The organism is Actinomadura darangshiensis (genome assembly GCF_004349235.1).
Taxonomy (GTDB): domain Bacteria; phylum Actinomycetota; class Actinomycetes; order Streptosporangiales; family Streptosporangiaceae; genus Spirillospora; species Spirillospora darangshiensis.
The window spans coordinates 1-13586 of record NZ_SMKY01000242.1 but is presented as its reverse complement, the minus strand read 5'-3'; the positions used below and the strand labels follow the sequence as shown (position 1 = coordinate 13586).

Sequence of the window (13586 nt, the reverse complement as noted above, 5' to 3'; positions counted from 1 at the left end):
GCGGTGGAGAGCGTCCCGGCCGAGGCTGTTGAGCCCGGGGACGGGGTGGACGGGGTGGACGGGGAGGCGTCGTGGCTGGGGCGCGGCGTTGCCTTGTTCATGCCTGTGTTCGCGGTTGCGGCCGGATGGCTTGCCGGGGTCGTGGCGCAGGTTGTGCCGGGGGCTCATCTCGATGAGACCCAGGTGACCGCGTTCATGGTGGCGGCTACCACTGCGGCCCTTGGGTCCGGGTGGAAGTGGCTCCAGGGGTGGCAGCAGCATGAGCGCCTTGTGGCGGATGGCAAGGCGACGCCCGTCAAGAGCGTTCGGCAGGGCCGAGGCTGAGCTGGGCCGGGCTGGTCCCTGGCGGCCGGCTTTCATCAGGCATGGCCCGACGACTCTCCGATGACTGGGGACGTCCAACGCGCCGTCGACCGAAGTCGGCGGGGCCTGCGCGGGTGCGCTTGTTGGACGTTTCGCTGATCGTCGGCCCCCCTGGAATACGCGGCGTGCTCGCGGCGATCAACCCGCCTTCATCCCCCGCTCTTCTTCGGCAATGAGCTGAAGAGTGCGCGTGGTGCCGCTGCTATCTGCCCGGAGGAACGCAGGGCGTGCGTGGCTGAGTGATCCGTCCTACGAAGTGATTCCGGCCTGGTGGTCGTCGCAGGCAGATAGCCGCGGCGGCCACCAGGCCCGTCCTGCTCGCTGTGGTGAATCGCTCTACCGGGAGTGTGGCGGGTCGGGTGAGAATGCGTCCTGACTGGAGGGGGCTTGCTGTAGTGGTGACGCCGGAGGAGGTTCGGGGGCTCTCGAAGGACGAGCGGACCGCGTTGCTGCGGGCGCTCATCGCGGCGGACGACGCTGATCCGCTTGAGGAGCCTCGGTATCGGCGGCGTCGGGGGCTCGCGCTGGTGATGCTTGTTGGGTGCTGTGTTTGGCTTGTGCCCTGGACGATTGTGCTGGCGTTCACGCTGCCGCAGCACTTCACGGCGGGGCAGTGGGCCGTCGCCTGGATCGGGTTCGATGTCGGGTTGACCTTGGCGATCGGGGCGACGGCCTTTGCGCTGTGGAAACGGCTGCAGATCGCCATCTTCGGGCAGCTCGTGAGTGGGACGTTGCTGGTCTGCGACGCCTGGTTCGATGTCTGGCTCTCTTGGGGGTCGAGCGAATTCGTCCTGAGTCTTCTCACTGCGTTGCTCGGTGAGTTGCCGCTGGCCGCCTTGTTCTTCTTGGGCGCCCGGCAGCTCGTGCTGTTGACTGTCCACAGCCTGTGGATAAGGGAAGGGCGAGTTGGGCCGGAGCCGCGGCTTCGGGAGGTGCGGCTCTTCGCCGTCGGCCAGCGGCGTCGATAGGTTCAGCTGCCCGTAGTGGACGGTCGTCCCGCGTTCATCCTGCGGTCGACTCCCGCCGTTAGTCATGGGCTGTGCGCGCCGTTTTCATGGTTTTGGCCTTGGCTCTCGGACTTGTTGGGTGTGCGACCGCCAGGGCCTCCATCCACAGCAAGGACGCCATCGTGGTCGGCGTCAAAGCCGACCAGCCTGGACTCGGGCATCGGACGAACGGCGTCTTCCGAGGGTTCGAAGTCGATGTGGGCAGCTATATCGCACGGCATCTCGGGGCGTCCCGGGTCACGTTTCGCGAGGTCAGGTCCGATAACCGCGAGGACAAGCTGAACAGCCGTGCCGTCGATCTCGTTCTCGCGTCCTACTCGATCACGCCCGACCGGGCCAAGCTCGTGTCGTTCGCCGGGCCCTACTACGTCGCTCATCAGGACGTCATGGTGCGGCGAGGAGAAACCCGTATACGGGGTGTGCGCGACTTGGCAGGACGAAAGATGTGCCAGGCGAGTGGGTCTGTCTCCACCGAGCGGGTCGTTGTCGGGTTGGGTATTCCGACGAGGCTCGTGCCGGGGTCGTCCTACAGCGACTGTGTGGCGAAGCTTCGCGCCGGGGCCGTTGATGCCGTGTCCACTGGCGACCTGGTGCTGGCCGGGTTCGCGGCACAGGATCTCCGGATCGTCAACGCGCCGTTCACCGATGAGCGGTACGGGGTCGCCATGCGGAAGGGCGACGTCGACGGGTGCGAGGCGGTGAACCGGGCCCTCACGACCATGTACCAGGACGGGACGGCCGGTCGACTGCTGCACAAGTGGTTCGGCAAGAGCGGGCTCAAGCTCGTCCAAGAGGTGCCTCAGTTCGAGGGCTGCTCGTAATGTCGGTGCCCCTCGTTATCGTCGGAGCGTGGGTGAAGACAGGCAGGTTTGGGACGAGCTCTTGGCGGTCGGCTTCCTGCATGCCCTGCGGGACGCCCACCGCGACGCGACGCTGGCCGTCTTCAACGGTTTGAGCCGGGCGGCGGGGTTCACCGACCGCTCGTACGGGTTCAGCGCCTTCGACGTGCTGGCGACGCACATCGACCGGGTCTTCGAGAACGAACCCCAGGTCGTCCGCGACAATCTGAACCAGTCGCCCGGATGGCGGTACGGGCGCTACCGCATCCTCTTGAAACGGCACGAGTTCGGGAACGTCCGGCAGATCCGGTGGGACCGCGACAGCCCCACCAAGCAGGCCGTCGCGCAGCAGGGCTACAGAGACGACCCGCAGCTCGTCCTCCCGCTGACCGGCCTGGAGCAGCACGACACGCCCGGAGACGTCACCCTCGTCCTCGCGCACAGCGCCACCGAAGACCCCCTGGAAATGGAGCTCTTCCTGGGGCGGCCCAGGTGGAACGCCGACCGCGGGACGGCCTGGCACTGGGTGAAGCAGCTGGACGACACCATCGGCCCCGATCCACGTCGTAAGCTCGTCGAGCGGACGATGCCGCTCTGGGACGACGGGCAAGAAGACGTCCCGATGCGGCTCCGCGAGGTGAGGAAGACGGCCTAGCAAAGGGTGGCGCAGGGTGCTGTTCGACTGCGAGCGGCTGACGCTTGCCCGGCGACTCAGAGGAATGCGCAAGAACCAGCTCGCGCAGGCCGTGGAGACCACGCCCAAGGCGATCGGGCAGTACGAAGCGGGCGTTCAGAGACCCGATGAGCTGACCGTCAAGCGTCTCGCCATCGCCCTCGCCGTGCCCGTCGAGTTCTTCCAGTCCGGGCGAACCCCCGTCCCCCTCGACGGAGCCCACTTCCGGTCATTGCGATCGACCACACAGATCGAACGCGACCAGGCGCTCGCATACGGGCGCATCGCCACCGACGTCGTCGCCGTCCTGGAAAGCCTCGTCGACTTCCCCCACATCGACCTGCCCGAGTACCCCGTCTCGCCGGACGAGATCGCCGGCCCCGGGCCCGTCGAGGCCGCCCGGCTGACCCGTAAGGCGCTCCTGGCCGAACAAGGTCCCGTGCCGCATGTCGTCCGGCTACTCGAAGCCCACGGGGTGATCGTCCTCGTCCTGCCCCAAGCGGCAGAGCGGGTCGACGCGTTCAGCGTGGGCATCCACCCGCGGCCGATGGTCTTCTTCAATCCGGCCAAAGGCGACTACTGGCGTAACCGTTTCGACGGGGCCCATGAGCTCGGCCACCTCGTCATGCACGCCGACGCCGAGCCCGGCGAAAAGATCGTCGAAGACCAGGCGCACAGATTCGCCGCCGAGTTCCTCATGCCCGAGGACGACATAGCGAAAGAACTGCCGGCCATTGCCGACTGGGAACGGCTGGGCGCGCTGAAAGAAGAGTGGGGCGTCAGCATGGCCGCGCTTCTCTACCGCGCCCGCACCCTCACAATCATGAAAGAGACCGACTACCGGAACGCCATGAGCGCGATGAGTTCCCGGGGCTGGCGGCGCCATGAGCCGGGGCCGGCGAAGGCCCTCGAACAGCCGACCATGCTGACCCGCGCCATCGAGATCGTCGGGCCGGCCGGGATCGACCGCGACCAGGTCGCCGAGCGGGCGCGGGTGACGCGAGCCGATCTCGACCTTCTTCTTCCGCGGCGGTAAACCCCGCAATTCGTACAGCGCGGGCAGCGGAGTTAGAGATCTCTGTCCGGAGGTCTCCTGCGCGCCCGCCATTGCCTGTGAGACCCTCCGAGGGTGCATGGGGGCGGACGGGACGCAGGAGATCTTGTGCTGGACAATCAGCAGGCGAGTCCGACCGCGTTGCGCATGCAGATCGGCGCGCGGTTAAGACGCATGCGCGAGGACAAAGGCGTCAGCCGGGCGGAGGCGGGAGACGTCATCCGCGGGTCGGCGTCCAAGATGAGCAGGCTGGAACTCGGACGGCACGGCTTCAAGGTCCGGGACGTCCTCGACCTTCTCACCCACTACGGCGTCGACGACGAGGACGAGCGCCGCAGCTTCCTCGAACTCGTCCGGGATGCGAAGAAGCCCGGCTGGTGGCAGACCTACGGCGACGTCGTGCCGAACTGGTTCGAGCAGTACCTCGGGCTGGAGCAGTCGGCGTCGACGGTCCGCAGCTACGAGGTCCAGTACGTCCACGGCCTGCTGCAGACGCGCGACTACGCGCGGGCCGTCATCGGGCTCGAACACCATGATGAGCCGTACGGGGGGCTCGAACGGCGCGTCGCCGTCCGTATGAAACGGCAGGAGATCCTGCATCGGCCGACCGGCGCGGCGACGCTGTGGGCGGTGATGGACGAGGCGGCGCTGCGGCGGCCGATCGGCGGGCCGCAGACGATGCGGGGGCAGATCGAGCACCTGATCGCGGTGTCGGAGGGCATGGCCAACGTGAAGGTGCAGGTCCTGCCGTTCTCCGCGGGCGGGCACGTGGCGCTCGGCGGGCCCATCACGATCGTGCGGTTCGCCGAGCACGACATCGACGACGTCGTCTACCTGGAGCAGCTGACCGCCGCCCGCTACCCGGAGGGGCAGGAGGCCGTCCACTACCAGAAGACCATGGACCTGCTCGGGATCCGCGCGGCCCGCCCCGGCTGGACCACCTCGTTCCTCAAGGGCCTGCTGCGCGACCTCTGATCCCCCGCCGGGACCAGCGCCTCCCCCGCCAGCGGGAAGATCACCCGGCCCGCCGCGCCATAGCGTCGCTCCGCAAGCACGGAACAAGACATGCGGGCGGGGCAGACGGTGAACAGTTCGGCGGCGGTCGTCGCGTTCGTATCCGGGACGGCGATCAACACGTGGGTCATGGCGTACGGGGCGCGGCGGCTCCTCAACGTCCGGTTCTCCCTGCTCAGGATGGCGGTGGCGGGCGCGGTCGGGCAGGGCGTCGCGAGCCCGATCATCACCGCGCTGATCGGGGACCTCGACGAGCAGCGCGACGTCACGCCCCTGCTGTGGTTCGTCTGCCTCGGCTTCGCGTGCGCCCTGCTGGTCTCGATGACGACCCTGGTGCTATGGGAGGCGTTCGTCCCGACCGGTACCGTCCCGTCCCCGGTGTACTGGTTCGGCGGGGTCCGGTCGCGGATCGCGCGCACCCGCCGCTACCGCCGGATCACGTTCATCTTCCTCCGCCACGGCCTCGGCCCCTACCTGCGCGGACGCGCCCGCCCGAACAGCGGCACGGCCCGGTCGTTCACGCACGCGCTCGAACAGGGCGGCGTCGTGTTCGTCAAGCTCGGACAGGTCCTGTCGACTCGGCGGGACGTCCTGCCGCCTGAGTTCGTCACGGAACTCGGCCGGCTCCAGGACCGCGCCACGCCCGTCCCGTGGCCGGAGATCGAGCGCGTGATCCGGGAGGAGCTGGGCGACCCGCGCGACGTCTTCGCCGACTTCGACCGCACCCCGCTCGCCGCCGCGTCCATCGCGCAGGTGCACACGGCCACGCTTCGGTCCGGTGAGGACGTCGTCGTCAAGATCCAGCGGCCCGGCATCCGCTCGATCGTCGAACGCGACCTCGACATCGTCGGGCGCCTCGCCCGGACACTGCACGACCGCGCCGCCTGGGCGAAGTCGTTCGGCGTCGTCGAGCTCGCCGCCGGGTTCGCGACCGCACTGCGCGAGGAGCTCGACTTCCGTGTCGAGGCGCGCAATATGGCGTCGGTCGCGGCGACCGGCCGCAGCGCCGACGTCGTCATCCCGCGCCCCTACGACGACCTGTGCACCGGCCGCGTCCTCGTCATGCAGCGGCTGGACGGCACCGCGCTCGGCAAGGCCGGCCCGCGCATCGACGCGCAGGGACTGGACCGGACGAAGCTCGCGCACACCCTCCTCGACACGGTGCTGCGCCAGGTCGTCCTGGACGGGGTGTTCCACGCCGACCCTCACCCCGGCAACATCCTGCTGCTCGACGACGGACGCCTCGGCCTGATCGACTTCGGGTCCGTCGGACGGCTCGACTCCGAGCTGCGCGGCTGCCTCCAGCGCATGCTCATCGCCATGAACAGGGGCGACGCGACCGCGGTGACGGACGCCTTCCTGGAGGTCGTCGCCCGCCCGGACGAGCTGGACGAGCAGGCCCTCGGCCGCGCTCTCGGCACCTTCATGGCCCGCCACCTCGGCCCCGGCACCACCCCGGACATGGCCATGTTCACCGACCTGTTCCGGCTGGTCGCGCGGTTCGACCTGGCCGTCCCGGCGGAGATCGCGGCCGTGTTCCGGGCGCTGGCGACGCTGGAGGGCGGGCTGACGGAGCTGGCGCCCGGCTTCGGCCTCGCCAACGAGGCGCAGGCGTTCGGTGAGTCCTACCTGCGGGAACGCCTCACGCCCGGGTCCCTCCAGGAGGCCGCGCACGACGAGATCCTCGGCCTGCTGCCGCTGCTGCGCCGGCTCCCCCGCCGGCTGGACCGCATCACCGCCGCGGCGGAGTCCGGGCGGCTGTCCATGAACATCCGGTTGTTCGCGGACGAGTCCGACCGCCGGACGGTCACGGGCCTCCTCCAGCAGGTGCTGCTCACCATCCTCGCCTCGACGGCCGGGGTGATGGCGGTGATGCTGCTCGGACTGAAGGACGGCCCGGCCATGACGTCGGACGTGACCCTGTACCAGTTCTTCGGCTACTGCGGGCTGGTGATCTGCTCCGTGCTCTCCCTCCGTGTACTGGCGGTGATCTTCCGCCGCTGACGCCCCCGGGCGGGGCGCAGGAAGGCGGGCGCGGCCAGGAAGGCGGCCCCGGCGACGGGCATCGCCCCGCCCGCCAGTGCCACCAGGCCGGGCACAGCGGGCTGGGCGACGCCCCACGACGAGCCGAAGAACGCGAACCAGCGCGGCCGTTCGGCCTCGGGTGCGACGTCGGCGATCATCGCCTGCCAGCGCCCCTGCAACACGCTGTCGGCGACGGCCCATGCCAGGTAGGCGGCGACAGTGAGCGGAACAGAACGCGCCACGGCCAAGACGATGGCGACCACCCCGAGCACCCCACTCCCCAAGGCGAGCACGCGTTCATGCTCCACATCGTCCGTCCGGGTTCGCTCCACACCGTCCGCCCGAGGTCGCTCCACACCATCCACCCGGCGTCGCTCCAGGCCATCCGCCCGAGGTACCTCCGCGCCGTCCGGCCGGGGTTGCTCCACGCCATCGGGCCGGGGTGGGGTCAGGGCGTTTAGGCAGCGTCGGCCCAGGAGTCCGGTCACGGGGGCCAGGAGGGCGACGCTGGTCAGGGTCAGGCCGGGGAGCCACGCAGGCGCGCCGCGCTGGAGCAGGAGAAGCGGCATATACATCAGCACGGCCAGGTAGCCGCATGCGAACGCCGTGCCCGCTGCGGTCAGCCGGAGCAGGTGCCTGGACGGACGCCAGCGGACGTCCGGCGCGCGTATCCGGCGAACCGGTTCCCGTTCCAGGAAGACGAGCGCCACACCCGCCGCCAGCAGGCAGGTTGCTCCGTCGACCACGGCCAGCCAGCGTGCGCCCAGCGGCAGCAGCACCGCCGCCAGGAGACCTCCGATGGCCCCGGCGGCGGTGAGCGTCGTCCCCAGGGTTCCGTAGATGTCGCCGCGGCGTCCGTCGGCGCGGGCCAGCGACTCCTGCGTCGCGGGCTCCTGGATCTCGAAGGCCAAGCCGACCAGGGCCACCGCGCCCAGTACCTGTGCCCGCCCCTGCGCGGCGGCGAGCACCAGCAGGGCGGCTCCGGTCGACGTCAGGCCCGCGACGACGAGGGTCCGCGGCGCGAACCGGTCGAGCAGGACGCCGCCCAGCCAGCGCGAGGCGAGTGCCGCGATGCCGAAGACGGCCAGCGCCAAGGCCGCGAGGTCGGCCCCGGCGAGCACCGCCAGGAACGACATCACGTAGGCGCCCAGCTGGTTGATCACCCGGACGACCACCAGCGCCTTCGCCGAACGCGGCAGCTCCCCCATCACGTGCGCAGGCTACAGTCCGCCTCCGACATGTAATCGGTGTGTAAGCGACTGTGGATAACGTCCCGGCCGTGATGCGAACGAGCACGTTGATCGCGGCCGCCGGCGTTCTGGCTCTCGCCCTCGCCGGCTGCGGCGACGGGGGAAATGCGAAGGAGCAAGGGGCGGGCGGGAGCAGCCTGAAACCGGCGGCCCAGGGGCCGCCCGCCGGCGGCTGGCCGCAGCCGGAGAACGGGCGGCTCACCGACAAGATGTGCGGTCTGCTCACCAACGCGGACTACGCCAAGTACGGCCACCAGCTGATGCCACTGATCGACCAGCCGGCGGGCGGCAACGGCACCACGGCCAAGGCCAACACGGTGGGCTGCCTGCACCTGCTGGGCGACTCGATGTCCCTGAGCCTGCACGAAAGCGCGAAGGCCGCCGAACTCGTCTTCGAACAGGACCTGGACCGGCACAAAACCGAGATGAAGAGCCCGAGCGGCAATTCGGTTTTCGCCACCGGTGTCGTCCAGGGCATGGACGAAAGCTGGTTCGACCGCAAGACGCCGGCCATGAGCGACGAATACACGGTGGCCGCGCGCAGGGGCAGCCTTGTCGTCGAACTGACGCTCGACGGCAATCCGCAGAAGCCCGACAAGGACCCGCGCGGCGCGCTCAGCGGCCTGGCCTCGCTCGTCTTCCAGCGGCTCCCGAACGTGGGAACGTCCGACACCGCGCCCACTCATCGGGTCCGGTATCTGCTGACGGGCATCGGAAAGGCGAAACAGGTCGTCTACGAGGACCCGGAGACCCAGAAGCAGGTGGAGTTGCACAATGTGAAACTCCCATGGCGCAGCAGGACTTTCTCGGTGGCCGAGCCCGGCACCACCGTGATCGGCCTCCTCGTCAGCGGCATCTACCCGATGCAGAAGGCGTCCGCGCCGATGGCCTGCAAAATCTTCCTGGACGATCGGCCGGTCGACCAGAAGTCCGCGACGGGCACCGCGAGCTGCGACCACACCTATGGCACGTGAAGCGTGCAACAAGGCCCCGGCCTGGCTAGACGAAAGCCGTCCACTCCTCTTGAGGGATGGGGCCCAACGCATTGTCGCCGCATTGGTCGGCCCAGGCTTCGCCCACCATCACCGGGCGGCTCAACACGCGGTCGCCGGCGCGCTGGGCCCGAAGCACCAGACCAAGCTCGAGGGAGCACAGATCGGCGTCCTGCGAGTACCGATGCCCCTTGTTGTGCGTCTCGAGGTAGTCGACGAACTGGCGATTCAAGCATGATGGCACCTGACCCACCAGAGCCATCCCGTCCAGGGTCACCTGTGGGCCGCGCAGTGCGTTGACCGCAATGCCTGCCAAGCCGATCGACTCGCCGTAGTAAACGGTTACCGCCGGCCCATAAGCCTGTGGCGCGGGTCGCCGCGGGAGCCAAAGCTCAGCCCGCAACTCGTTTCCGGAAAACGAGCGTCCGGGCTCCATCAGGCCATCGACCGCCGCCATTGCCTGCTCATGCGTCATGCCGAACTCCAAGGGCCCGACGTGTTCGAGCGGCGTGAACACCCATGGCAGGCGTTGTTCCTCCTCCAGTACGCTCCAGAATTCCGTTGTCAACATTAACCCTCCGGTCAGTGGAGCGCGTCAGCCTGGACGGTATTCCGCGCAACGATACCGCCTCTGGTCGATTGGGAATGCACCAGCACCGCGACCGGCGGCGGCAAAGCGCAGTCAACTACACCGACCCCGCCAAGTCGGCTCGGTGGTCTTGCACAACGTGAAGCCGCCCTGGCACAGGGACTTCGCGATGCCCGCACCGCTCGTCGCGGGGCTGGTGCTCAACCTGAGCGCGTCGAGCCCGCCGATGGGCAGGCTCGGATGCCGGATCCTCGTGGACGGCGAAGCGGTCGTGACCCGTCCGGGCGTCGGGATGACGTCGTGCGTCGGCATGTACCGGCGCAAGTGATCGAACACATGTTTGACTCGCTGGGTACAGTGGGGGCATGTTCCAAGGGTCGCTGCTGGACAGCACGGACGAGAGCGGTCCGCGTCCGCTGAGTTCGGCGCGGCGCACGCAACTCGCGCATGGCGCCTGGGTGGACGTCCTGCCCGGCTGGATTCCCGCCGCGGACGCGCTGTTCGAGCGGCTGCTCACGTCCGTCCCATGGCGGGCCGAACGCCGCCGCATGTACGACAGGGTCGTGGACGTCCCACGCCTGCTCTCCTTCTACGACGAGGCAGAGGAACTGCCCGACCCCGTCCTGGACGAGGCGAAGGCGGCGCTCGACGACCACTACACCGACGAACTCGGGGAACCGTTCCGCACCGCTGGGCTCTGCCTGTACCGGGATGGCCGCGACAGTGTCGCGTGGCACGGCGACCGGACCGGACGTGGTGCCACGCACGACACGATGGTGGCGATCCTCTCGGTCGGCACACCGCGGAGCCTTCTCCTACGTCCACGTGGTGGCGGGCCAACGATGCGCCACGAACTCGGCCATGGCGACCTCATCGTCATGGGCGGCAGCTGCCAGCGGACGTGGGAGCACGCGATCCCTAAGAGCACCCACGCGAAAGGCTCCCGGATCAGCATCCAGTTCAGGCCCCGAGGGGTTCGCTGAAGGCCCCCACAAGATCGCGGATCACGTTCCGGTGGTCGCCGGACCGCCATGCCAGGGCCAGCTTGCTCGGCGACAGCCCCGTCACCGGTATCGCGGCGATCCCTGGGCGCCGGTAGATGGCGGCGTTGCCGGACGCCATCAGCACGACACCGCGGCCGTCCTCGATGCCCGCGAACGTCTCGTCGGCGTTGGAAACGGTCGCGCCCACACGCGCGGGCTTCCCATCACGTTCGTCTATGGCGAGCCAGAAGTCGCGCAGGGGGCCGGCGTCGTCCGGTAGGGCGATGAACGGTTCGTCTAGGAGCTCTTCGAACGCGATGGTCTCGCGTCCGGCGAGAAGGTGGTCGTCCCTAAGCGCGACCCAGCGCGGCTCCTCCGCGACGACCTGAATGTTGAATGCGTCCTGGCGCGGGATGGGCAGCCATACGAACGCGACATCGACGTCGCCGTCCCCTAGGCCCGCCGTGGGGTCGTCCCAGTTGACCTGACGGAATCGGATGCTCCAGGTGGGACGGCGTTCGGCGAACCGCTCCCGCATGTCGGCCAGAAGGCCGCGTCCCACGCTCGTGGACATGCCCACGGTCAGGACGGACGCCTCGTTCGCCGCCGCGTCGCTCACCGCGCGCTGCGCCTCGTCCCACGCGCACAGCAGTTCGCAGGCGGCGGGCAGCAGCGTCCGTCCCGCCGCCGTCAGCGCGACCGTGCGCCGGTCACGGTCGAACAGGCGCACCCGCAGCTGCTCCTCAAGCTGCTTGATCTGCTTGCTGAGCGCCGGCTGCGACACGAACAGCCGCTCGGCGGCGCGGGTGAAGGACAGCTCCTCGGCGACCGCGACGAAGTACCGTAGATCCCGGAGGTGCGCGTCCATACCCAAGGGTTATCACGCCCGGTATTGGACGCGCGATCGTCCCCGCGTGATGATCGTTTCGACACGGGAGGGCGGGATGACGGTCTCACTGGTCACCGGGGCGAACCGGGGCATCGGGCGCGAGGTGTGCGGACAGCTCGTGGCGCGCGGCCACCGGGTGCTGCTCGCGGCCAGGTCGGCGGACGCGGCCGAACGTGCCGCCAAGGAGGCCGGCGCGACGCCGCTCCTGCTGGACGTGACCTCCGCCGCCGACATCGAACGGGTCGCGGCCGAGGTCGGCGAGCTGGACGTCCTGGTCAACAACGCCGCGATCACCTACGACACGTGGCAGCGGGCGTCGACCGCGGACCTGTCCGTCGTCCGGGACGCGGCCGAGACCAACCTGTACGGGCCGTGGCGGCTGACGCAGGCCCTCCTGCCCGCGCTGCGGCGCAGCCGGCACGGGCGGATCGTCAACGTGTCCAGCGAGATCGCCTCGCTGACCAATATGGGCGGCGGCACCCCCGCCTACAGCGCGTCCAAGGTCGCCCTCAACGCGCTGACCAGGATGTTCGCCGCCGAGCTGCGGGGCGACGGCATCCTGGTCAATGCGGTCTGCCCCGGCTGGGTCGCGACCGACATGGGCGGTCCGGGCGGACGCCCGGTGGCCGACGGCGCGGCGGGCGTGGTGTGGGCCGCGACCCTGCCCGACGACGGCCCGACCGGCGGATTCTTCCGCGACGGCCGCCCACTCCCCTGGTGAAAGGTACTTCTGATGATCTTGGTTGCGGGTTCCACGGGAAACATCGGCGCCGAGCTGGTGGCGATCCTCGCCTCGTCCGGCGAGCCGGTGCGGGCGCTGGTGCGCAAGCCGCCGCCGGCCCCGCTGGGCGGCGTCGAGTACGTCGCGGGCGACCTCGACGACCCGGCGTCCCTGGCGCCGGCGCTCGACGGGGCGTCCGGCGTCTTCCTGCTTCCCGGCTATCGCGACATGCCGGGCGTCCTCGCCGAGGCCCGCCGCGCCGGAGTCGGGCGAGTCGTCCAGCTTTCGGGCGGTTCGGCGGGTAGCGGCGACACCAGCAACGCCGTCAGCCGCTACATGATCCTCACCGAGCGGGCCGTGCACGACTCCGGGCTGCCCTGGACGATCCTGCGGCCGAGCGCGTTCATGTCCAACGCCCTCCGCTGGCTGCCGCAACTCCAGGCCGGCGACACGCTGCGGCTGCCGTTCGCGAACGTCCGCGCCGCCGCCGTCGACCCGTACGACATCGCCGCGGTCGCGGCCGCCGCCCTCCTGGAGGACGGGCACCAGGGGCAGACGTACTACCCGACCGGCCCCGAAGCGCTGCTGCCCGCCGACCAGGTCGCGACCCTCGGCGACGTCCTCGGCCGCGACCTGCGCTTCGAGGCGCAGCCGGACGACGAGGCCCGCGCCGAGATGAGCGGCCAGATGCCGGTCGAGTACGTCGACGCGTTCTTCGACTTCTACGTCAACGGCTCCCTGGACGAGTCGGTCGTCCGGTCCACCGTCCAGGACGTCACGGGCACCCCGCCGCGGACCTTCCGCCAGTGGGCCGAGGCCCACACCGCCGCCTTCGCATGATCCCGCTCGCCGAGATCACCGCCGCGACCCGCGACCTCCTGGCCACCGCGGAACGGCTCGACGACACCGCCGTCCGCGCGCCGTCCCTCCTCCCCGGCTGGACGCGCGGCCACGTCCTCACCCACGTCGCACGCAACGCCGACGGCGGCACACGCCTGCTGACCTGGGCGCGCACGGGCGTCGAGTCGCAGGAGTACCCGAGCCTGGAGGCCCGCGCCGCCGAGATCGAAGACGGCGCGGGCCGTCCGGCGCGGGCCCTTGCCGAGGACGTCCGGGACGCTGCCGCCCGATTCGCCGACGCCTTCGAGCGGATGCCGGACGAGGCGTGGGAGCGGACCGTCCAATGG

The 13586-nt window shown here is 69.8% G+C and carries 16 protein-coding genes; 13 read left to right on the top strand and 3 right to left on the bottom strand.

From position 1 onward, the window contains the following. The 7 genes from E1293_RS48855 to E1293_RS35290 all read left to right on the top strand — a co-directional run. Window positions 1-324: hypothetical protein (locus tag E1293_RS48855; RefSeq protein ID WP_207939274.1), on the top strand; the 324-nt coding region annotated here is incomplete at its 5' end. 437 nt (window positions 325-761) lie between these two features. Next, a complete protein-coding gene (locus E1293_RS35320; RefSeq protein WP_132202478.1) occupies window positions 762-1331 on the top strand; it encodes a hypothetical protein in 570 nt (189 codons plus the stop codon). Window positions 1332-1492: 161 nt separating this feature from the next. Beyond that, on the top strand, window positions 1493-2191 hold the full coding sequence (locus E1293_RS35315; protein WP_243717016.1) for a glutamate ABC transporter substrate-binding protein: 699 nt from the start codon (window positions 1493-1495) through the stop codon (window positions 2189-2191). Between the two features lie 28 nt (window positions 2192-2219). Further along, a complete protein-coding gene (locus tag E1293_RS35310; protein WP_132202476.1) occupies window positions 2220-2864 on the top strand; it encodes a hypothetical protein in 645 nt (214 codons plus the stop codon). A 16-nt stretch (window positions 2865-2880) separates the two neighbouring features. Beyond that, window positions 2881-3918, top strand: coding sequence for an XRE family transcriptional regulator (locus tag E1293_RS35305; protein ID WP_243717014.1), 1038 nt, complete (start codon window positions 2881-2883; stop codon window positions 3916-3918). Window positions 3919-4083: 165 nt separating this feature from the next. Next, on the top strand, window positions 4084-4911 hold the full coding sequence (locus E1293_RS35300; protein ID WP_132202482.1) for a helix-turn-helix domain-containing protein: 828 nt from the start codon (window positions 4084-4086) through the stop codon (window positions 4909-4911). 90 nt (window positions 4912-5001) lie between these two features. After that, the gene (locus E1293_RS35290) at window positions 5002-6954 is read left to right on the top strand and encodes an ABC1 kinase family protein (protein WP_132202474.1); all 1953 of its coding nucleotides are present in this window, start codon (window positions 5002-5004) and stop codon (window positions 6952-6954) included. Here the strand turns inward: E1293_RS35290 and E1293_RS35285 are convergent. Continuing rightward, on the bottom strand, window positions 6888-8183 hold the full coding sequence (locus E1293_RS35285) for an MFS transporter (protein ID WP_243717017.1): 1296 nt from the start codon (window positions 8181-8183) through the stop codon (window positions 6888-6890). The genes E1293_RS35290 and E1293_RS35285 overlap by 67 nt on opposite strands. A gap of 89 nt (window positions 8184-8272) precedes the next feature. Between E1293_RS35285 and E1293_RS35280 the strand changes: the two genes are divergently transcribed. Next, the gene (locus E1293_RS35280) at window positions 8273-9199 is read left to right on the top strand and encodes a hypothetical protein (protein ID WP_165978540.1); all 927 of its coding nucleotides are present in this window, start codon (window positions 8273-8275) and stop codon (window positions 9197-9199) included. 25 nt (window positions 9200-9224) lie between these two features. Here E1293_RS35280 and E1293_RS48850 read toward each other — a convergent pair whose 3' ends face one another. Next, on the bottom strand, window positions 9225-9788 hold the full coding sequence (locus E1293_RS48850) for a hypothetical protein (protein WP_207939273.1): 564 nt from the start codon (window positions 9786-9788) through the stop codon (window positions 9225-9227). A gap of 187 nt (window positions 9789-9975) precedes the next feature. Between E1293_RS48850 and E1293_RS47930 the strand changes: the two genes are divergently transcribed. Both E1293_RS47930 and E1293_RS35270 read left to right on the top strand, forming a co-directional pair. Further along, on the top strand, window positions 9976-10134 hold the full coding sequence (locus E1293_RS47930; RefSeq protein ID WP_165978541.1) for a hypothetical protein: 159 nt from the start codon (window positions 9976-9978) through the stop codon (window positions 10132-10134). 37 nt (window positions 10135-10171) lie between these two features. Continuing rightward, the gene (locus E1293_RS35270; protein WP_132202468.1) at window positions 10172-10789 is read left to right on the top strand and encodes an alpha-ketoglutarate-dependent dioxygenase AlkB; all 618 of its coding nucleotides are present in this window, start codon (window positions 10172-10174) and stop codon (window positions 10787-10789) included. Here the strand turns inward: E1293_RS35270 and E1293_RS35265 are convergent. Continuing rightward, window positions 10767-11657: a LysR family transcriptional regulator gene (locus E1293_RS35265; protein WP_132202466.1), complete on the bottom strand. Its 891-nt coding sequence runs from the start codon at window positions 11655-11657 to the stop codon at window positions 10767-10769. The genes E1293_RS35270 and E1293_RS35265 overlap by 23 nt on opposite strands. A gap of 76 nt (window positions 11658-11733) precedes the next feature. Here E1293_RS35265 and E1293_RS35260 point away from each other — a divergent pair, with 76 nt between their 5' ends. The 3 genes from E1293_RS35260 to E1293_RS35250 form a co-directional block, all read left to right on the top strand. Then, the gene (locus E1293_RS35260; protein ID WP_132202464.1) at window positions 11734-12399 is read left to right on the top strand and encodes an SDR family NAD(P)-dependent oxidoreductase; all 666 of its coding nucleotides are present in this window, start codon (window positions 11734-11736) and stop codon (window positions 12397-12399) included. Between the two features lie 12 nt (window positions 12400-12411). Continuing rightward, the gene (locus E1293_RS35255) at window positions 12412-13239 is read left to right on the top strand and encodes an NAD(P)H-binding protein (protein ID WP_132202462.1); all 828 of its coding nucleotides are present in this window, start codon (window positions 12412-12414) and stop codon (window positions 13237-13239) included. Next, window positions 13236-13586: maleylpyruvate isomerase N-terminal domain-containing protein (locus tag E1293_RS35250; RefSeq protein WP_132202460.1), on the top strand; the 351-nt coding region annotated here is incomplete at its 3' end. The genes E1293_RS35255 and E1293_RS35250, both read left to right, overlap by 4 nt.